22 protein-coding genes are annotated in these 19595 nt (G+C 63.7%); 7 read left to right on the top strand and 15 right to left on the bottom strand.

The window, feature by feature from the left end:
* Positions 1-31: 31 nt before the first annotated feature.
* On the bottom strand, positions 32-778 hold the full coding sequence (minC, locus tag GGR62_RS15495; RefSeq protein ID WP_184408742.1) for a septum site-determining protein MinC: 747 nt from the start codon (positions 776-778) through the stop codon (positions 32-34).
* A 3-nt stretch (positions 779-781) separates the two neighbouring features.
* Positions 782-1381, bottom strand: coding sequence for a GNAT family N-acetyltransferase (locus GGR62_RS15490; protein ID WP_184408741.1), 600 nt, complete (start codon positions 1379-1381; stop codon positions 782-784).
* A gap of 233 nt (positions 1382-1614) precedes the next feature.
* Between GGR62_RS15490 and GGR62_RS15485 the strand changes: the two genes are divergently transcribed.
* The 5 genes from GGR62_RS15485 (at position 1615) to GGR62_RS15465 (ending at position 6159) form a co-directional block, all read left to right on the top strand.
* On the top strand, positions 1615-2808 hold the full coding sequence (locus GGR62_RS15485) for a sensor histidine kinase (protein WP_184408740.1): 1194 nt from the start codon (positions 1615-1617) through the stop codon (positions 2806-2808).
* Positions 2808-3449 (top strand): response regulator transcription factor, encoded by a 642-nt coding sequence (locus GGR62_RS15480; protein ID WP_006450021.1) that lies wholly within the window; start codon positions 2808-2810, stop codon positions 3447-3449. The genes GGR62_RS15485 and GGR62_RS15480 overlap by 1 nt, the downstream gene beginning before the upstream one ends.
* A gap of 376 nt (positions 3450-3825) precedes the next feature.
* On the top strand, positions 3826-5013 hold the full coding sequence (locus GGR62_RS15475; protein ID WP_184408739.1) for an SRPBCC family protein: 1188 nt from the start codon (positions 3826-3828) through the stop codon (positions 5011-5013).
* 97 nt (positions 5014-5110) lie between these two features.
* Positions 5111-5482, top strand: a complete 372-nt coding sequence (locus GGR62_RS15470) for a DUF423 domain-containing protein (protein WP_184408738.1) — start codon at positions 5111-5113, stop codon at positions 5480-5482.
* A gap of 2 nt (positions 5483-5484) precedes the next feature.
* Positions 5485-6159 (top strand): DNA-3-methyladenine glycosylase, encoded by a 675-nt coding sequence (locus tag GGR62_RS15465; RefSeq protein WP_184408737.1) that lies wholly within the window; start codon positions 5485-5487, stop codon positions 6157-6159.
* A 36-nt stretch (positions 6160-6195) separates the two neighbouring features.
* On the opposite strand, the gene GGR62_RS15460 is transcribed toward GGR62_RS15465, so the two are convergent.
* The 5 genes from GGR62_RS15460 to GGR62_RS15440 all read right to left on the bottom strand — a co-directional run bounded on the left by GGR62_RS15460 (position 6196) and on the right by GGR62_RS15440 (position 9114).
* Entirely contained in the window at positions 6196-6993 is a 798-nt protein-coding gene (locus GGR62_RS15460) for a M15 family metallopeptidase (protein WP_184408736.1), read from the bottom strand.
* A 15-nt stretch (positions 6994-7008) separates the two neighbouring features.
* Positions 7009-7479, bottom strand: coding sequence for a PH domain-containing protein (locus GGR62_RS15455; protein ID WP_260306150.1), 471 nt, complete (start codon positions 7477-7479; stop codon positions 7009-7011).
* 307 nt (positions 7480-7786) lie between these two features.
* Positions 7787-7966, bottom strand: coding sequence for an Arc family DNA binding domain-containing protein (locus GGR62_RS15450; RefSeq protein ID WP_184408734.1), 180 nt, complete (start codon positions 7964-7966; stop codon positions 7787-7789).
* Complete coding sequence (locus tag GGR62_RS15445) at positions 7963-8247, bottom strand: hypothetical protein (RefSeq protein WP_184408733.1); 285 nt, start codon at positions 8245-8247, stop codon at positions 7963-7965. The genes GGR62_RS15450 and GGR62_RS15445 overlap by 4 nt, the downstream gene beginning before the upstream one ends.
* Before the next feature lie 9 nt (positions 8248-8256).
* Positions 8257-9114 carry an SPFH domain-containing protein gene (locus tag GGR62_RS15440; RefSeq protein ID WP_184408732.1) on the bottom strand — a complete coding sequence of 286 codons (858 nt, stop codon included), beginning with the start codon at positions 9112-9114 and terminating at the stop codon, positions 8257-8259.
* A 126-nt stretch (positions 9115-9240) separates the two neighbouring features.
* On the opposite strand from GGR62_RS15440, the gene purT reads away from it, so the two are divergent.
* Positions 9241-10443 (top strand): formate-dependent phosphoribosylglycinamide formyltransferase, encoded by a 1203-nt coding sequence (gene purT / locus GGR62_RS15435; protein ID WP_184408731.1) that lies wholly within the window; start codon positions 9241-9243, stop codon positions 10441-10443.
* A gap of 267 nt (positions 10444-10710) precedes the next feature.
* Here the strand turns inward: purT and GGR62_RS21300 are convergent, their stop codons facing one another.
* The 4 genes from GGR62_RS21300 to GGR62_RS15415 all read right to left on the bottom strand — a co-directional run bounded on the left by GGR62_RS21300 (position 10711) and on the right by GGR62_RS15415 (position 14857).
* A complete protein-coding gene (locus GGR62_RS21300; RefSeq protein ID WP_260306146.1) occupies positions 10711-11766 on the bottom strand; it encodes an XVIPCD domain-containing protein in 1056 nt (351 codons plus the stop codon).
* Between the two features lie 26 nt (positions 11767-11792).
* Positions 11793-12407, bottom strand: a complete 615-nt coding sequence (locus GGR62_RS15425) for a hypothetical protein (RefSeq protein WP_260306145.1) — start codon at positions 12405-12407, stop codon at positions 11793-11795.
* Between the two features lie 251 nt (positions 12408-12658).
* A complete protein-coding gene (locus GGR62_RS15420) occupies positions 12659-13891 on the bottom strand; it encodes an endonuclease/exonuclease/phosphatase family protein (RefSeq protein ID WP_260306142.1) in 1233 nt (410 codons plus the stop codon).
* A 51-nt stretch (positions 13892-13942) separates the two neighbouring features.
* Positions 13943-14857 carry an arginyltransferase gene (locus tag GGR62_RS15415; RefSeq protein ID WP_184408730.1) on the bottom strand — a complete coding sequence of 305 codons (915 nt, stop codon included), beginning with the start codon at positions 14855-14857 and terminating at the stop codon, positions 13943-13945.
* Between GGR62_RS15415 and GGR62_RS15410 the strand changes: the two genes are divergently transcribed.
* On the top strand, positions 14748-15485 hold the full coding sequence (locus GGR62_RS15410) for an EF-hand domain-containing protein (protein ID WP_184408728.1): 738 nt from the start codon (positions 14748-14750) through the stop codon (positions 15483-15485). The two genes, GGR62_RS15415 and GGR62_RS15410, sit on opposite strands and share 110 nt — an antisense overlap.
* A gap of 352 nt (positions 15486-15837) precedes the next feature.
* Here GGR62_RS15410 and GGR62_RS15405 read toward each other — a convergent pair whose 3' ends face one another.
* The 4 genes from GGR62_RS15405 to tesB all read right to left on the bottom strand — a co-directional run bounded on the left by GGR62_RS15405 (position 15838) and on the right by tesB (position 19533).
* On the bottom strand, positions 15838-16296 hold the full coding sequence (locus GGR62_RS15405) for a hypothetical protein (protein ID WP_184408764.1): 459 nt from the start codon (positions 16294-16296) through the stop codon (positions 15838-15840).
* Between the two features lie 389 nt (positions 16297-16685).
* The gene (locus GGR62_RS15400; RefSeq protein ID WP_184408727.1) at positions 16686-17879 is read right to left on the bottom strand and encodes a sigma-70 family RNA polymerase sigma factor; all 1194 of its coding nucleotides are present in this window, start codon (positions 17877-17879) and stop codon (positions 16686-16688) included.
* Positions 17880-17959: 80 nt separating this feature from the next.
* Positions 17960-18469, bottom strand: coding sequence for a DUF2007 domain-containing protein (locus GGR62_RS15395; protein WP_184408726.1), 510 nt, complete (start codon positions 18467-18469; stop codon positions 17960-17962).
* A gap of 158 nt (positions 18470-18627) precedes the next feature.
* Complete coding sequence (tesB, locus tag GGR62_RS15390) at positions 18628-19533, bottom strand: acyl-CoA thioesterase II (RefSeq protein WP_184408725.1); 906 nt, start codon at positions 19531-19533, stop codon at positions 18628-18630.
* Positions 19534-19595 lie beyond the last annotated feature (62 nt).

The following is a 19595-nucleotide window of genomic DNA, read 5'->3' as shown; positions in this document are numbered from 1 at the left end:
TTCTCCGAAATATTTCTGTGGTTGGGCTGCGTCAGTCCAGCGCAGCGATCTTGATCTGATCCTGCTCCAGCCAGACCTGGACGGCCTTGCCACGCAGGTCCATGGGAACATCGTCCAGCACCTTGTAGTGGCCAGCGATGGCGACCAGTTCGGCGTGGAAGTCGCGGCAGAAGATGCGCGCGTCAGGGTTGCCCTGCGCGCCGGCCAAAGCGCGGCCACGCAGGGTACCGTAGATATGGATGCTGCCGTCGGCGATGACCTCGGCCCCGGCACCCACCGTACTGAGTACGGTCAGGTCGCAGTTCTCCGCGTACAGCTGCTGGCCCGAGCGCACCGCGTTGCGTTGCATGCGGCCAGGTGCGGGCCGCACGGCCGGCGCTGCAGGTTCGGCGCGCGCAGGGGGCGGCGGTGGAGGCGGCGGGCTGACCGCCGTCGGTTCGTATTGCGCACGGAACTTGGCCAGCAACGGCACGCCGAGCTGCTGCGAGAGCAGGTCGATCTCGCTGGTGCCGTAGGCCAGCGCCACCGGCAGCACGCCGGCATCGCGCAGGCCGTCCAGCAGCGCCTTGGCGGTGGTTACGTCCGGTAGCTGCGAGAGTCCGCCGAAATCCAGGATCACCGCCGCGCGGCCGAACAGCTTCGGCGCACGCGACACGCGCTCGCGCATCTCCTGCACCAGGCGCGGCACGTCCAGCGTGCGCACGCGCAGATTGGCGATGCCCACCTGGCCGATCTTCAGTTCGCCGGCTTGTTCAAAATCTACATTCACGCTAGCCACGCCTCAGCTCCCCGTCGACGGGTTGTCGGTGGTGGCGGCATGACGCGGCCGGCCAACCCACGGCAACTGCTCGGGCAACTTGCCGCCATAGGTCTCCTTGACCCACGGATAGCTGCACATGTCTTTCATCAGCATGCTGGCGCGCACGTCCACGTCGGCCATGGTGTTCTGGCCGACCTCGCGGAAGCCGAAGCTGCCATGGAACAGCAGCGCCGCGTCGGCGCCGTGGTCCAGGAACACCTCGCAGGCCAATTGCGGGTAACGCAGCTCGGTATAGCTCTGCACGTCGGCATAGAACGCACGCCCGACGCCACCACCGCGACGGCGGCTGGCGACCACGATGCGGTCGATGTAGAAGAATTCCGGGTGACGGTCCCGGAACCAGGCGAAATTGCTGCTGTCATGGGCACTGCCACTGCCGAACCCGACCAGGAACCCGGCCAGGTTGCCGTCGCGCTCGGCGACGCGGAAATATTCGGCCTGCGCGTAGAAGCGTTGCAGCTTGGTTGCATCCAGCGGCAGGATTGCCAGTCCGGCATTGTTGTTCAGGGCCAGGACGGAATCGAGCTCGTGCTCGCGCACGTCGCGGATAACGATCGACATTAGGACTCCGTGGGGTAACGCTCTCGATCCGAAATCGGATCTGCGTCTGATTATTACATGCGGGGCCAGCAGCGGCGACCGGTGCGTGCTGTCCGGCGCGCCTGCGTGCGAGACCGCGGTGCCTGCGCCGCCCGCATGGCGAGGTAGTGCATCGCCATGCGGCGGCCTTGCTGCGCGCCATGCATGACTTCCGGCAAGAGGGCAAGGCGGCGCGTTGCGCCTAAGATGCGTGCATGTTGGGACACCTCAGTCATACGCGCGTGCTGCGCTTCGCCGGCCTGTTTACCTGGGCGATGATCGCCATGCCGTTGGTATTCATCTATTGGACGCCGGCCGAGGAGGGGGGGCACCGCAGCGTGGCCCAGGCCGTCCTGATGTCGGCGTTCTTCGTCGGCTTCGGCGCCAGTTACTTCTGGTTGACCCGTGGCCTGAGCAGTGGCGGGCACGCCCATTGGTATGACCGGCTGATCCTGCTGCTGCTCACCGTGTGCGCGCTGGCGGTCAGTTATCTGACCGGCACCGGGCTCGGCAGCATCCTGATGATGGTGGCGGCCGGTGTGATCCCCTGGCTGCTGCCGCTGCGCGTCGGTGTGGTGTGGCTGGTGCTGAGCCAGTTGGCGGTGCTGCCGGTCTATCACCTGCTGCTGGGCTTTCCGATCTCGGGTGCATTGATGCAGTCGCTGCTGTACGGCGGCTTTTCGATGTTCATCTTCGTCACCAGCCTGGTCGCGCGCCAGCAGACCGAGGCGCGCGAAGAACAGCGCCGGCTCAATGCCGAACTGCGCGCCACCCGCGCGCTGCTGGCCGAAAGCGCCCGCATCAACGAGCGCACCCGCATTTCGCGCGAATTGCACGACCTGCTCGGCCACCACCTCACCGCGCTGAGCCTGAATCTGGAAGTGGCCGGCCATATCACCGAGGGCCAGGCCCAGGAGCACGTGCGCCAGGCGCATACGCTGGCCAAGCTGCTGCTCACCGATGTGCGCGAAGCGGTCAGCCACCTGCGCGACAGCGGCGCGATCGACCTGGAAGCGGCGCTGCGCCCGCTGGTGACCCAGGTGCCGTCGCTGGACATTCATCTTGACATCGCCCAGCCGCTGACCCTGGACGACCCCGAACGCGCCCATGTGCTGTTGCGCTGCACGCAGGAAATCATCACCAACGCGGTGCGCCACGCCGGCGCGCGCAACCTGTGGATCCAGGTCCGCCGCGATGCCGAGACCGTGCTGATCGACGCGCGCGACGATGGCCACGGCGCCGAGACGGTGGCGCCCGGCAACGGGCTGCGCGGCATGCGCGAGCGACTGAGCCAGTATGGTGGTCAGCTCGAGATACAAACCCGGCGGGGTGACGGCTTCGGCCTGCGCATCTCCGTTCCAGGCGCGCCGGCACTGATGCCTGCGGCCGTGACCCAAGGAGTGTTCTGATGATCCGTGTGTGCCTGGTCGACGACCAAACCCTGGTACGCCAGGGCATCCGCTCGCTGCTGGCGCTGGATAACGGCATCGAGGTGGTCGCCGAGGCCTCGGACGGCAAGCAGGCGGTCGAGCAGATCCCGCAGATCCAGCCCGATGTGGTGCTGATGGATATGCGCATGCCGGTGATGTCCGGCCTGGAAGCGCTGCAGATGCTCTCGCGCAACGGCACGCTGCCGCCGACCATCATCCTGACCACCTTCGACGACGACCAGCTGGTGCTGGCCGGGCTCAAGGCCGGCGCCAAGGGCTATCTGCTCAAGGACGTGTCGCTGGAACAACTGGTCGGCGCGATCCGCACCGTCGCCGGCGGCGGCTCGTTGGTGCAGCCGGCGGTGACCCAGCGCCTGCTCTCGGGCCTGGAGCACATGCGCAACGAGTTCGTCAGCCTCGACCGGCCCGATCCGCTCACCGACCGCGAGACCGAGATCCTGCGGCTGATGGCCAGCGGCTTTTCCAACAAGGAGATCGCCAATTCGCTGGGCGTGGCCGAGGGCACGATCAAGAATCACGTGTCCAATATCCTGTCCAAGCTCGGCGTGCGCGACCGCACCCGTGCGGTGCTGAAGGCCTTCGAGTTGCAATTGGTCTGATCGGCGGAGCCGGGCCAGCGGCAGGTCCGGCGCTTGACGGTGTGCGCCGGAGCTGCACCAGGCGCCGGATAGGCCACGGCGTGTGGTCTGGCCGCTTGCCGTGTGGCCGGGTGGGTGGCCGCACACTAAAATCGCGTCGCATAGCGATCGCATCACACGCACGCAGCGCGCGATATGCATGATAGCTGCGCGCAATCCGCCCAAAACCCTTGTGCAGGTTGGGATCGCGCAGTTCCGCACGGCGCGGTTGCGCAATGGATGACACTGCAAGACCGCGCTACCCGTCGCACAACTGAACATCTTTCTCGAAGCCTGCTAGGATGGCGGCTTCGCTTCACTCAACCCGGCCGTGGGATCGGCCCCGGAGACCTCCTGAATGACCCGTATTATCGAGTTCCTGATCGCCTTGGGGATCGTGGCTGGCTTGTTTGTCGTGGTGGGCTTGGTATTGCCCTCGGAGCGGCAGATGTCCGAGAGTGTTGAGACCAACCGCAGAATGACGATTGTTTACGACACCGTGAACAGCTTCCGTCGTTTCAAGGATTGGAACCCGCTTGTGCTGCGTGACCCGAAGATCCAGCTGAAGCTGGCCGGCCCGGAAGAGGGCAAGGGTGCACGCGTCGACTACAGCTCCGAAGAGGGCTATATCGGCAAGGGCAGCTGGGAAATCAAAAACACCGTCAAGAACGAGCGTGTTGAGATCGCGATCGAAGATCCCACCAAGGGCTACGACAAGGTCACCAATTTCACTCTGGCAACGACCGGCAAGAACAACAAGAACGTCAAGATCACCCAGGACTACAGCGTCAAGTACGGCTGGAACCTGTTCGGTCGCTATGCCGGCTTGTATGTCAGCCGCCATGTGGGCGACGACCTGAAGCTGGGTCTGTCGCGCCTGGCCACCGCCCTGGCCACCGTGCCGAATTTCGACTACCGCGCCGAGCTGGATGGCAAGCCGGTGTTGAGCGATCTCAAGATCGTCGATGTGCCCGCCGAGGACCTGCTGGTCGTCACCGCAGGCAACATCGATCGTGACAACGAGACGATCAAGAAGTCGATCAAGGACAACCAGGAGTGGATCAAGCGTGTGATGGAATCCAACGGCCTTGAGGCTGCTGGTCCCGTTCGCATCGTGACCACCGACTTCGCCAGCGACAAGTATGCGTTCGACGTCGTGCAGCCGGTGCGCAAGCGTGCCGGTGGCGCAGCCAAGACCGATGCCAAGGCCGATACCGCCAAGGCTGACGCCAAGGACGCCAAGAAGGACGACACTGCCGCCGCACCTGTGGACGCAACCCCGGTTGCCGCAACGGGTGAGGAATTGAAGGTCAACATTCCGTCCGAAGCGCCGGTCAAGTACGAGCGTACCAAGGCACACCGTTCCGCCTTTGCGACCTACGCAGGCCACATGGCCGGCCTGGATGCAGTGCGTAACTCGCTGCGCGCCTGGGCCGCCACCAGCGGCAACGACGTGACCGAGCGTCCGTACGAAGCGTGGAAGGGCGGCGTGGACAAGGCGTTTACGCCGGAAGGCACCTATGACGTCTACTGGGCCATCAAGTAATCGTCTCACCACGATGATCTGATCCAGACGAAAACGCGCCGCAGTCTTGCGGCGCGTTTTTTTTTGCGCTGCGGCGCTGTAACGGGAGCCTGCTTTCATGTCTCTGCCTGAACGTCGTAAGAAACATCCCTCGTTGCTGGCGTTTTGCGGTGCATTGCTGGCCGCCGCCGCCGTGGGGGTGTCGGCCTATGCGTCGCATGGCGTAACCGATGCGCTGGTGCAATCGCGGCTGCAGTTGGCGTCGTTCTACGCCTTCGGCCATGGCGCCGTACTGACGGCGCTTGGCGCGACCGAAACGCGTGCGTTCGGGCGGGTCGGCCTGTATCTGCTGTTGCTCGGCACCTTGCTGTTTGCCGGCAGTCTGGTGGGCGGCGCGTTGTTGCACTGGTCGACCGGCCTGGCGCCGATCGGCGGCATCAGCCTGATGCTGGGCTGGTTGGTGCTGGCGCTTGGCGCGTTGCGGCGCTGAGCATGCCGCACCATGCACGCGGTTTCGATGTGGAGGCAGCGTTTACGTCCCTGGCCCGGCGTGACCGCGCGCTGGGTGCGTGGATGACGCGCATTGGCCCGATCGCCGCACAACCGGGCTGGCGCAAGCCGTTCGACCCGGTGGACGCGCTGGCGCGCGCAATCCTGTTTCAGCAACTGAGCGGCAAGGCCGCGTCGACGATCGTGGCGCGGGTGGAAGTGGCCATCGGTGCGCAGCGCTTGCATGCAGAGACACTCGCTCGTGTCGACGATGCGGCATTGCGTGCATGCGGCGTGTCAGGCAACAAGGCGCTGGCCTTGCGTGATCTGGCGCGGCGCGAGCAGGAGGGTGAGATTCCCTCGTTGCGCAGGCTGGCCTTCATGGACGAAGAGGCGATCGTCCAGGCGCTGGTGCCGGTGCGCGGCATCGGCCGCTGGACGGTGGAAATGATGCTGATGTTTCGCCTGGGGCGCCCGGATCTGCTGCCCATCGACGACCTGGGCGTGCGCAAGGGCGCCCAGCGCGTGGACAAGCAGGAACAGATGCCGACGCCGAAGGAACTGGCCGCACGTGGCGAGCGTTGGGGCCCGTATCGCACCTACGCCGCGTTCTATCTATGGAAGATCGCCGACTTCAGCGTCGCGACCAAAGTACCGACTCCGCGCTCGCAGGAATAGGCGCGCGCATCGATCCGCGCTTGGTTGCCGCACGCATCAGGCCGCGTGCCACCGCCAATGCCAAGGTTCGTAGACGATGCCATGCGGATTGTCGCGTGGATAACTCAGGCAGTAGCCGAACTGGCCCGCGTGACTGCACAGCCAGGCAAACGCAGTGGTGACCTCGAACGATTCTTCGGCCGGTGGTTCGCCCGGAGTGCCGATATCCAGCGCATCGCCGCTGTGGTGTTCGCTGAAGCCGGGCGCCGCGTTCACTGCCAGGATCTGCGTCAGGCTCAGCCCGCGTGAGAACTTGCGTTCGAAGATGCCCAGTTGGTAATCGTGGCTGCGATAGCCGGAGATCGCATCGAGCACGATCTCCGCGCGCAGCGCGGCCGCATGCATCTGCCGCCAGGCACGCGCGGCGCCTGCGCTGAGCCAGAGCGGCCGGCCGAAGCGATCGCGCCCGGCGAACTGCAGCGTTGCCGGTTCGGCGATTAGGTGCAGTCCGGTGCGTTCTACATAGTCATCGGCAACAAGCCCGAGCTGTGTGAGGCGATGCTGCAAGCCGTCGACCGCAAGAACGCCCTCGTCGCCTTGGTGAAATCGCGCAGTGGCGTTCTGCAGCCGGTCCAGTGCCTCGTCCAGGCCTGGCTCGCGCGCCAGTCGCGGCACCAGCGGCATCAGCCCGTGCGGCAGCTGCGCGGCCAGATAGCGTCCATCACGCTTGCGCCTTAGCAGCCAGTCGGCCTGCGCCAGCACGCGGGCGTCGGCATTGCTGCGGGCACGCAGGAGGGCGGCTGGCACCAGTTCGATGGCGGTGGTGTTGAGTAGCAGGGACGGCGTTGTGCGCATCGCGACAGGTTAGGGCTAAGCGCGTTGCGCGGCCAGTTGCTGTAGATCCTGCAGCAGCTGGCGCGGCTGTTCGGGACTGAGCACGAGCAGGCTGCCGCTCTTGAGTGGGAGGATCAGCACGCGGGCTGACTGGGTGATCAGATAGAACCCCGGGCCTGCCTGTCTGCTGCGGTAGTACCCGGAATGAAAGCCCGGGTAGCCAAAGCCCAAAGACTTTCGCCCTGGCTTGAAGGCTGTGTGCTCGGCCAGATCGACCACGCGCGCCATGTCCAGCCGCATCTGGTCGACAGGCACCTGCTTGGTGAACAGTGTCGAGCGCACGATCAAGTGCTCGTCCTGCAGCCGGATACCGCGGCGCGCATGCGCGACGGTGCAGCTCACTGCGATTGCCAGCAGCAGTGCCAGGTGGGCGTACAGGGCGGCAGGATGCCCGTTGCGGACATTGTCCGCATGCACCACGACGAGCACGCACGCGACAGCCAGCAACGGGAGCCACAGCCACAGCGCGAGCCCCCAGGGCGCGACCGCAGCGACGGCGTAATCGCGCCGGTGCGGGCGGTGCCCGGTGCGTACCGTGTGCTGTGCAGCGTTGCCGGGGCGTTGGCCGGATCGCGTCGTCATCGGGCTTCCTTGGTGGGCAGTGGCGCTGCGGCACCTGGCGATACGTGTGGGTGCCTGATAACGCGCATGCCGGGGGTGTTTGGTGTGGCCGCCGCGAGCTGACTGTCATCGCCGTTGAAGGCTTTGAGACATGGCAGCGCTGTGGCGACGCTTCGCCGGTTGCAGTGCCTGCTCATGCCTGCGGTTCCTTGTCGTCGTGCGGCTTCGGCAGCCGGCCGGCCTTGCGCAGCGCATCGCGCAACACGTATTCGATCTGCGCGTTGAGGCTACGCAACTCGTCGTCGGACCAGCGCTGCATGGCAGCCAGCACATCGGCGTTGATGCGCAGCGGGTAGGCCTTTTTTTCGCTCACTCGCGCTCACCGCGGCCGCTGTGGCGGCGCAGGTGCATGACCATCGAAACGATCAATACGTTGACGCCGACGAGCATGCCGATCACCACCGCGTAGATACCGGCGCGGCTATCGCCGGCCCAGTACAGGCAGGCGGCGCCGATCAGGATCACCAGGCTGATCAAGGCCCAGCGCAGGCCCAGCCCGCGCGCACGGTCGTCGTCGTCCGCCCCGATGGAGGCGGCGATCGCCAACGCGGGCAAGCCGGAAAGAGCGACCACCAGCGGCACCATGACATTCATTGCATCACCTCAATACAGCGAGCCGGCGTTGACCACCGGCTGGGTGCCGCGATCAGAACACAGCACGGTAAGCAGGTTGCTGACCATGTGTGCCTTGCGCTCTTCGTCCAGTTGCACCACGCCGTTCTTCTGCAGCTCGGCCAGCGCCATTTCGACCATGCCCACCGCACCGGCGACGATCCGCGTGCGTGCGGCGATCACTGCGTTGGCCTGCTGGCGCTGCAGCATGGCCTGGGCGATTTCCGGTGCGTAGGCGAGGTGGCTGATACGCGCTTCGATGACGTCCACGCCGGCCTGGGTCAGGCGCTCGTCCAGATGCCGCTTGAGCTGTTCGCTGATTTCGGCCGGGTGGCTGCGCAGCGAGATTTGCCCATCTTCGTGCTGGTCGTAGGGATAGCTGGTGGCCATCGCGCGCAGCGCCGCTTCGGACTGGATGTGCACGAAGCTCTCATAGTCGTCGACGTTGTAGACGGCCTCCGAAGCATCCAGCACCTGCCAGACGATCACCGCAGCGATCTCGATCGGGCTGCCATCGAGCTCGTTGACCTTGAGTCGTCCGCTCTCGAAGTTGCGCACCCGCTGACTGACTCGGCGCTTGGCGTAGAAGGGGCTGTTCCAGCGCAGGCCGGAGTCCCGGGCCGTGCCGATGTACTTGCCGAACAGGCTGAGCACGGCGGCCTGGTTGGGTTCCAGGGTGTACAGGCCGGCCAGGAAAAAGATGCCGACCGCACCGATCACGATGGTGACGATCAGCGCTGCGGGCATGGCGTTGCCCGTCAGCAGCATCCAGGTGGCGGCAGCGAACGCTGCGCCGGCGACAACGACGACGGGGATGCCCGGCAGTGAACGGATCGGCTTCTCTTTCATCGTGCGGATATCCTTGGAGAGTTTGAAAAAGATATCAAAGTGATATCAGGTGGCGCAAGGGCCGCGGCCGGCGGTCTGAGTGACGGACCGCTAGAATGACGTCCCCCTTCGATCTGGACCGCGCCCATGACCACCCTCGGTACGCCGTTATCGCCTTCCGCCACCCGTGTATTGCTGCTGGGCTCGGGCGAACTGGGCAAGGAAGTGGCGATCGAATTGCAGCGCTTCGGGGTGGAGGTGATCGCTGCCGATCGCTACGCCAACGCACCCGCGATGCAGGTGGCGCAACGCTCGCACGTGCTGGACATGCTCGATCCTGCCGCGCTGCGCGCGCTGATCGCCGCCGAGCAGCCGCACCTGATCGTGCCGGAGATCGAAGCCATCCATACCGAAACCCTGGTGGCGCTGGAGCGCGATCAGGGCCAGCGCGTGATTCCCACCGCGCGCGCCGCACGCCTGACCATGGACCGCGAAGGCATCCGCCGCCTGGCTGCCGAAACCCTGGGCCTGCCGACGTCACCGTATCGCTTCGTCGATACCGCCGCCCAGTATCGCGAGGCGATCGCTGCGGTGGGCCTGCCCTGCGTGGTCAAGCCGGTGATGTCGTCCTCGGGCAAGGGCCAGAGCACGTTGCGCAGCGAAGCCGACATCGACGCGGCCTGGGACTACGCACAAACTGGCGGACGCGCCGGCGCTGGCCGCTGCATCGTCGAGGGCTTCATTGATTTCGATTACGAGATCACCCTGCTGACCGTGCGGCATGCCGGCGGCACCTCGTACTGCGACCCGATCGGCCATTGGCAGCAGGACGGTGACTACCGCGAAAGCTGGCAGCCGCAGCTGATGTCGACCGCCGCCTTGCAACGCTCGCAGGAGATTGCGAAAGCCATCACCGACGATCTGGGCGGCTGGGGTTTGTTTGGGGTGGAGTTGTTCGTCAAGGGCGACGAGGTGTGGTTCAGCGAAGTGTCGCCGCGCCCGCACGACACCGGCCTGGTGACGCTGGTGTCGCAGGAACTGAGCGAATTCGCGCTGCACGCACGCGCCATCCTCGGCTTGCCAGTCGGTGCTGAAAACGGCGGCGTGATCCGTCAGAGCGGCCCGTCGGCGTCCTGCGCGCTGCTCGCGCACGGCAATGGCGTCCCGGTATTCGACAACGTTGCCGCTGCATTGCGCGACCCGGACACCGCGCTGCGCTTGTTCGGCAAACCGCGCGTGGACGGCCACCGCCGTGTCGGTGTCACCCTGGCGCGTGCAGAGAGTATCGATGCGGCACGCGAGAAAGCGCGTGTGGCGGCTGCGGCGCTGACGATTCAGCTTCGCGACTAAATAACGTAGTTCTTGCGGGGGTTTTGTGGGCATCGGCCTGACCGTTGCCCGCGATTTTCAAGACTGCCTTGCTTGCAGATGGCGAGATTGGCATGCGGCTAACGTGCAGTAATCACGAAACATTGCTTAGTGAACCATGGTGGCTACACCCGCATTACATCCGTTGCGGGTGAGACCAGACCACGGTCAGACAGTGGTCTGATAGGCATCCGTCTGCTCCATCGAAGGCGTCGGACGCAAGGGCATGTATAAGCGGAACTGCAAGTTTCAGGTCAAAGCCCTTGCAGAGTGTGGTTGGCTCTGCTCTTGCTGTATCTGCCTTTGCTGTTCGCCGTGCGCGCGTTCCGCCGCAGCCTGGACCCAGCTCTGACTGCTCTGCTCCAGCGGTGTATTGAGTGCAGCGACAGTATCCACATGGGCACGCAACTGGTCGTGCGGTCCCAGTGAGTTGGGATTGTTCTGTACCGCAAACGCACGTGAGGCGTCCTCGCTTAGACGCACGTCGTCGATGCGGTCCATGCCCATTTTGCAGGATTGCACCGCCAGGCAACCAGCCAGGTTGTCACTGCGTACGTCCGATTGTCGGTTGTTTGCTTGATCCATGGCTTGCACATGGGACTGCGCTTGTGCAAACAGCGGGTGCCCGGGATGATCGGGATTACGCAGTGAGGGCGGTTGCCGCTCATCACTCAAAATATGTTGCTGGATCGATCTGTCTGCGGGAAGCGGATGCCGAACTTCCTTGTTCAGGGGGCTTTCTGGAAACGGTGCTTCAATGCTTTCCACGCCATGGATATTGCGTAAGGGGCGGTAAGCATCTTTCCCCTGGCCTTCGAGCGGTAAAGGGATGCGAACGTCAGGAAGCAGTTGCCCGACTCCAGCGGGGCCAAGCAAGCCATTTACATCGATGCTCTTGTTGCGATGCAGACCGGCATGATTGAGTGCGGCCCAGGTAAAGTCGACACAGTTGTTGCGCACATCCTTGTACTCTTTGTCGAAGCCTAGCTTTTCCGGCTCTTCACCGAATGTTTGCAGTTTTTCGTATTGCTCCTTGCTTATTTCGATTGTTCTTGAATAGGTCGGATTATGATACTCCTTGGAGTCCGAGTTATATATTTTTCCTGGCCCGTTCATCTCGCCGTGGTTGATAGGGGCGAATCCGTAACTAGTTGGTTTTCCTCTGCCGTCATCAATTATAAAAAACATGTGCCCCGGCGCAGAGCTGGCCGGTTCGCCATCCACTATTTGCTGCTTTCCGTCCTTATATAACGGAGTGCCGGGTGCCGCGATAACAATTGTTACAGTGTGGTTCTGCTTATCCATCTTTTGCTCCATGCGAGATATTGAGATTACTTGGAGGATGTCCATCTCTTCTGGATCGAAATTTGTGCGGTAGGGTCTTTCAACTCTGGGTTGCCTGGCTGCGCTGAAATATCAATGCGATAACGGCCGTAGTTTTCCAGGGGTAGTCTGCAGACCACCCATTCGCTTAATTCTGAAGTGTGAGCACCAATGTCGATATATTTAATATCATCTTTTCCTTTTCTCCATTCAAAGAATTTTCCCCTGCTTGGTTCCTCCCTCATGTATTCTTGAAAGGCGTCCTCTGTTTTTATTTTGAGGCACTTGTCTCCCGTCCACTTGCATGCATCAACCTTGAGCGCATAACGCAATGGAGGTTCACCGTGATTTAATCTGGTGACTGGGTCGAATTGACCTTCGCGACTCAGTGTTAATCCTACAATGTATGATTGGGTAAGATTTATGTTGTTGGGCGTTGCCTCAAACTCGAAGCGCACATGTTCGTCAGCACCATCAACCCGGAAGGGTTGGCTAAGAAAGAGGTCTTTCTTATCGGTAGGTGCTGGCGCGCTTGCGCTACAGGCAGACAGCATCGGGGCGATGACGATCGACAGCCATAAGCCTCGGAAGATGAAACGCAGATCCTTCAGCTTTGGTTTCATCCGGATTTCCTTGCATTACTGGGGCTGCATCGGAGTGTAAACCCACGGGATGAAGCCGGACTAGTCCGGCTCTCCCTGTCCCTTATCAATAGGCCCCGGCATCTATATCAGTTGAAAAAAGCGTTGTTGCTGCTGGTTATCAGGCGGTAAATCATCAATCCACCCCCTTCTTGCTATCAGGCAGCGGGAACAGTGACCCATCGTCGACGGGTCACCATATATCCTTCCTGCGATAACTGACTGCTGCCCGCTTACTTAACAGCTATATCCACCCACACCGCATGATGGTCGCTGCCATCGGCAATCGCCGCTTCCGGGGCGGTGCTGGCCGGCCAGAAGATGCCGCTGCCGATTAGCGTGAACTGGTGCGATGGCAGCACGTAGTCCAGCCGCATGGTGCCGGCTTGCGGGCCGAAATCGCCGGTGACCTGGTGCGGGTCGCCCGTGTGCACGATGCCTTGCGCGGCGTATTCGGCGGTCTTTTGCGGGCCGCCTTCGCTGCGCGGGGTGGGGTAGTGCAGCACGCGCGGATGATGGATCAATGCGCGGATCGCTTCGTGGCGGCCTGCGCCATCGATCGGATCGTTGTTCAGATCGCCCAGGATCACGAAGTGCGCATCGGCCGCCAGACCGCCGCAGATTCCCTTGTCATCGCACAGCCAGCGTTTGCTGTCGGCCGCGTTGTCCAGGTACGCACGCCATAGCGCGAGCTCGTCGTGGTTGCGTGCGGCGTTGCGTTTTTCCGCGCCATCGAACACCGGCGGCGTCGGGTGCGACACCAGCGCATGCACGACCCCGAGCGGCGTGCGTACCGGCACGTCCCAATGCGATTTGGACGACAGACGCAGCTGCGACCAGATCGCGTCGCTGTAAAACGCACGCCCGGTCCCCGGATCCAGCGGCCGCAGCGCACCCGGCAGCGCGCTCCATTTCAGTAATTGAAAACTGCGTACGCCCTGCGCATCGATCGGATACCGCGACAGCACCAGCATGCCGTACTGGCCGGGGTGCAGCCCATAGCCCCAGGCATCGTTGCCACGCGAGCGGCCATCGCCACCGACGGTGCCGTTGCTGTCCAGGTCCAGGCCGCTCGGCACGCCGGTATTGACCGGTGCCAGATAGCGATACGGATAACGCAACGGTTCGCCGCCGCCCGGCTGGGCGACCTGCAGGTAGCGCTGCTGGAACAGATCGGCAGCGCGGTGGTCCGGGTCGAAATCGAATTCGTTGAGCAACACCAGGTCCGGGCGCACCCGCTGCAGCACGGCGGCGATCTTGCGTGCATGCGCGCTGTCGCCCTGCAGCTCGCGCACCAGGCCGCCTGCCTCGTCGGAGTACAGCGAGGTGTTGTAGGTGGCGATGCGTAGCTGTGTCGCCACGGGTTCGCCAGTGGCGCTATCGGAGGTGGCAGCCGATGCAGGCGTGCGATGGGTGCAGGCGGCGCAGAGCGCGGTCAGCGCGAGCAAAAGAAGAGGTCTGATCATCGCGCGATTCTCGCATGCCCGATGCGACAGCCCGATGTCGCGCGCTGCGATTCACGGTGCCGATGCGGTGGCGGGTAACCCGCGCCACTGGCGGCCGTCGTAGGCTTCCAGTGCGCTGAAACGACGCTTGTAATTCATCTTGGCATGGCCTTCGATCCAGTAGCCCAGGTACACATGCGCACGGCGCTCGCGGCGTGCCCATTGGATCTGCTGAAGGATCGCAAACGTTCCCAGGCTGCGCGCTGCAGCCTCCGGCGCGTAGAACGTGTACACCGCCGACAACGCATGCTCGGTGACATCGGTGACGGCAACGGCGAGCAGCCGCCCCGGTGCATGCGCCACCGCCGGTTCGCGGATTTCCAGGAAGCGCCCGTGCGACCAGCCGCCGATCAGGAACTGGTCGAACTCGGTGGCGCCGTGCTCGTCCATACCGCCACCGGGGTGCCGGTGCTTGAGGTAGCGCCGATACAGCGCGAGTTGTTCGTCGGTGCGCTCGGCGGCAGCCACACGCACCACCAGCTCTTCATTGCGCGCGAGACAACGGCGTTGACTGCGATCGGGCCGGAACGCGTCTACGGCAATGCGTACCGGTACGCAGGCGCGGCACGTTTCGCAATGCGGCCGGTAGACCAGGTCGCCGGAGCGGCGAAATCCCCATGCCAATGCCTGCGGATAGATCGCGCCCAAGCGCGGGTCGTGCGGGTCCAGTACCAAGTCGCGCGCCTGGCGGTCGGACCAGTAACCACAGGCATGCTCGCCGGTCTGGAACAGGCGCAGGTCATCGTGGGTGTCGGCGTGAATGGCCATGGTTTCAGGATAACGCCTGGGCGTCGCAACAGCGGCGACTGTCCGCCGGATGAATACGCCGGGCTGGCAGGTCAACGGGCGCGTCGATGGCTCGTTGATGTGGGTGTTGGTGGCAGCGTACGGTGAATCCGGGTGCGCCACCCACGCGATGCGGCCCATGCAGGTGCCGCGTGTGGTTTTCACATCCCAGGAGTTTCTCATGTCCCGCAAACCCTTTCTCGCACTTGCTGTGTTAGCCGCCCTGTCCACCGGCTCGGCGTTCGCCGCCACCCCGCCGGCCGCCGGCGATGCGCCGCGTCCTGCCAAGCTCGACACCAACGGCGATGGCATGATCGATCGCAGCGAAGCCGCGGCCGATCCGAAACTTGCCGCGCAGTTCGACACGCTGGACGCCAACAAGGACGGCAAGCTCTCGCGCGATGAGCGCCCGCATCACCGTGGCATGGGGCGTGGCGGACGTGGCGAATGGATGAGCAAGCTCGACACCAACAAGGACGGCCGCATCAGCCGCGAAGAAGCCAAGACCGACCCCAAGTTCGCTGCACGTTTCGATGCAATGGACCTCAACAAGGACGGCTTCGTCGATCGTGCCGACCGTGAGCTACGCATGCAACAGCATCGCGATGCGTGGTTTGCCAAGGCCGACACCGACAAGGACGGCAAGTTGAGCAAGGCCGAGTTCGATGCGGCATCCAAGCAACGCGGCGAGCATGGCCGCTGGGGACAGGGCGAGCATGGCGAACACGGCAAGCGTGCGATGCCGGCCAAGCCTGCTGCGGGCAACTGAGCAGGTGTTGACGCGGCACGTGGCTGAACACGTGCCGCGTCAACGGTAGCGGTAAGGATCTCAGTCACACGGATGATGCAACAAGGCGCCGATCGACCCATGGCCTCCCGCAAGGGAGGCTTTTTGCATGGCGCTGCCATGCGCTGCGATTACCTCACCCGTTGCTGGAAAAGGCGAGCTCATGCCGTAATGGCAGCTCGCCGGGTAGCGATAGCGCGATGTGCCAGTGTGTTCCGGCCGGTGCAGCATCACGGCCTGCCGTCAGGTTCCGGCGGCGTTGGAATACTCTCCGGCGACAACAACAGTGCCGATTCGGGCGCTCGACATCACCGTGCGACGCCAGCGCAGGTTGTCATTTGCTGTGCCACTGCTTGGGGACAGGATTGGCGAGCGTGTTCTTTTCCTGCGTGTAGGTTCCGTTCTGCTGTGCAATGGCTTCACCCGTTTCGACGACGGCGTTTTGAATGAAGACGTTTTCCTTGCTGCCGCGGATGAAGGTCAGCTGGTGGAAAGCGGTTTTGTTGCCCCAGTCTGGAGAGGGGAGTGAGATGAACTTCACCGTGCAGGTCTCGTCGTCGAAACTGCCTTGCAGGACGTAGACGCCATAGTGGTTCTCGCCCTGCGAAATGATCTTGTACATGCCGTTGGCGTAGTAATAAATCTCCGCATCGGGAAACGGCTTCTTCTCGTACATCTTGCGATAGTGGAGCACCTGTTTGACGGTGGGTTCTCCAAAGCTCACGGCCAGCGTCTGGCCGTCGGGCGAGGTTGTCAGTCCTTCCGCGTACGCGCCAGCGCTGCTCAGCAGCATCAGGCCTGCGGTCACGATCTTTTTCACTGCATTGCTCTCCTGGTCTTTTTAAAGCGCCGTATGCCGAAACTGCACGGCTGCAGTCGCACAGCCGCTGGAATACTCGCAGAGAAGTAGTGGCAATGAAATTCATTGGGATACAGTCAAAAAGTGCGGTTCAGCCACGCTGTTACAGGGCCGTGCCGTTCAAGATCGCCGCGGTTCGCTGATCCATGTGTCTCACGCGATGACCGAGATCGCATCAACAAACGCGGCGAACAGCACATAGAGCGCCGTTGCGCGTCTGTGAAGGGCATGGTGCATGCCGGTTGCAAGCGCCATGCGAGGATTCTGGATCGCTGCCTGTCTCGCTCGACCGCTGCGCAGGCTGATCGTGGCTTTCAAGTGCGTCATAGCATCCCCGCCTTGATGGAGTGATGCAGGATTGGCAGCAGGACCGCCAGCGTGCTCACGAGCATTGCGCCTGGACTGAACATACAGCGGTAAAGCACTGGTGCCTGCGTGGTGCCGCGCCGTTGTGCATCACGTTCCAGCATGGGGCGCATCACCCGGGGCAGCACGCGGAGCGTTTGATAGTTGATCACGACCATGCCTGCGCACAGCACCAGCAAGTCCGACCAGGGTTCGGTGCTGAGTCGATTCAGCAGCAACGTGCTGCCGCACACGATCACCGACGTCAGCGTGCTTGTGAGCATGAAGCGGCGGATACCTGCGGTTTCGCGAGCCGTCTCGGCAAAGCGCAGCAGATACCAGCCCGACCAGTAGGTTCCCAGTGCTGCAACCAGCACGCTGCCTGCAGCAAACAGCGCCGGCATGCCGAACCAGACGCTCAGCGCACCGGCCGCGCCGCCACCGCCAACGGCAGAGCCGGTCAAGCCGCCCATGCCCAGCTTGCCCGCGCCACCGATGCCGCCCAATACGATGGCTGCACTTGCGGTTCCTGGCGCTGCCAGCATCGTTGCCGAGGTCACCGCAGTCGCGAAGGCGACGCTGGGCGCGCTGCTGCGCGCGAACTCGCCGAACCGGCACAGCAACTCGTGACGCACGCTGGCACGTGCCCGCGACAGGCGTTTGCGCACGGCGGCGTCGCTGAGGCCGAGCAGTGAGGCGACCTGCTGCGAACTCTGGCCTTCGCGGTAATACAGCAGCAGCGTCTCGCGGCTCTCTTCCGGCAGTGCAGAAATGATGTCGAGCGCGGCGATCTCTTCTTCCACCTGCAGCAGATGGTCGGCAGGCGAGGGGGCCGGGTCGGCGGCCATCGCCATCGCAAGCTCGGCCGCTTCGCCGCTGAGCGCACGATGCCGGTTGGCGCGTAGCCAGTCGCGCGCCAGGTTGCGGGTGATCTGCCGCAGCCACGGCAGGAAGCTGGCCGGCTGATGCAATTGCGCCAGCCGCTGCCAGGCACGCAGGAACGCTTCCTGGGCGATGTCTTCGCTGGCGGCGATATCGCGGGTGATCGCCAGTGCGATGGCGGTCACCGTATTCTGGCTGGCGCGCACAATGCGACCGTACGCCTGCTGGCAGCCGGCTGCGGCGTTGGGTAATTCGCGTTGCAACATCAGGTCCAGCGTGTCGGTGTGCATCGGCGCAATCCATGTCCTGTTCCCAGCATGACGCATGGTGGCGCTGGATGTGACCGATATGATGCGGTCGCCAGTGGTCCTCAGCGCGCCGGCTGGATCCGCACGCGCATTTCCTCATCCTCTGCTGCAGGCGGTTGTGTATCTGCAGGAGCTGTCGGTTGCGATGCCGGCTGTACCTGCGGCGCCGCATCAGGTGCGCTGCGATGGCGCATGACCACGAACATGGCCACTGCGCCGATCACCAACAGCAGCACCAGCCGGATGCGCCAGGCCCAGCTGCGCGCGCTTGAGCTCGATCCGTTCTCGCCTTCGCGGAAGGTGTATTCCACATTCGGCAGATCGCGGCGGGTGGTATCGAGCAGGCGGGCGTCGCGCAGCAGCTCGCGTGCGCGCGGCTGGTCGTCGGCGTGCACGATCCACACCGTGGGATAGGCCTGCGCATTGCCTTGTTCGAGATAGCTGAACTGGCCGGTGCGCTTGCTTTCATAGGAGCGGCCATTGCTCATGCGCACGTCGATACCGGCCTCGCGCAGCAGATTGGCCACGCCTTCGGCGGTTTCGATACGTTGACTGCTGAAGATCTTGCGCATGATTCAGGGTGTGCCGTTGGCTCCCGAACGGATCGCGCAGCAAATGCGCGTGTTCGAGGTGGAAAGAGAAGTTGGCGGGGACGTCGATCCATGCCAGAGCGTTGATGCACCGGTCGCCACGCCTGGGCGCGGCGAGTGCCATGAAGAAATCGACACGCCTATTCCTTGGCCGGCACGGCGACCGCGCTACCGTCGGGCACGACACGGATCAAGCCTTCCTGTGTGGTGCTGGCGACCAGCACGCCATCGCGGGTGAAGAACTGCCCACGTGCCAGCCCGCGCGCGCCTTGCGCGGTCGGGCTGTCGAGCGAATACAGCAGCCAGTCGTCGGCGCGGAACGGGCGGTGAAACCACAGCGCATGGTCGAGCGAGGCCATCTGCACATTCGGCGTGTAGTAGCTGATGCCGTGCGGAAAGGTGGAGGTGCCCAGCAGCTGGAAATCCGAGGCGTAGGCGAGCAAGGCACGGTGCAGGCCGAGGTCGTCGCCGATCGAGTCGCTCAGGCGCAGCCACATCTGCTGGAACGGTGGGCGTTTGGGCGGCCGGAGTTCGTCGCGTGGAAACACGTGGCGAAATTCGAACGGCCCGCCGCGCGACAGCCAGCGCTGGACCTTGGCCGGCAGCTTCTCCAGCACCTCCTGTGCCAGTGGCGGGGTGGGTTCGATGTCTTCGGGTGGCGGCACCACCGGCATCACCGACTGGTGCTCGGCGCCGTCCTCGCTTTCCTGGAACGAGGCCGCGCAGAAAAAGATCACCTTGCCGTGCTGGATCGCGGTGACCCGGCGCACCGAAAAACTGCCGCCATCGCGGGTGCGATCGACCTCGTAGACGATCGGGTGGTCGATATTGCCGGCGCGCAGGAAATACGCATGCAGCGAGTGCGCCTGACGGCCGTTCTCCACCGTGGCCTGCGCCGCCGACAACGCCTGGCCCAGCACCTGTCCACCGAACACGTATTTGGTGCCGATATCGCGGCTCTGGCCGCGAAAGAGGTTGTCCTCCAGGCGTTCCAGCGACAGCAGGCTGATCAATTCGGATGTGACGGGTTCGGCAGGGACGGACAAGGGGCGGGCCTGAGCGTGCGATGGAGCACGATTATAGCGGCCGCCCTGTGCGCGCCGTGCCC

This window comes from Xanthomonas sp. 3075 (genome assembly GCF_014197275.1).
Classification (GTDB): Bacteria; Pseudomonadota; Gammaproteobacteria; order Xanthomonadales; family Xanthomonadaceae; genus Xanthomonas; species Xanthomonas campestris_B.
Note: the sequence above shows the minus strand (reverse complement) of the source record. Positions and strands in the feature narration are given on the sequence as shown.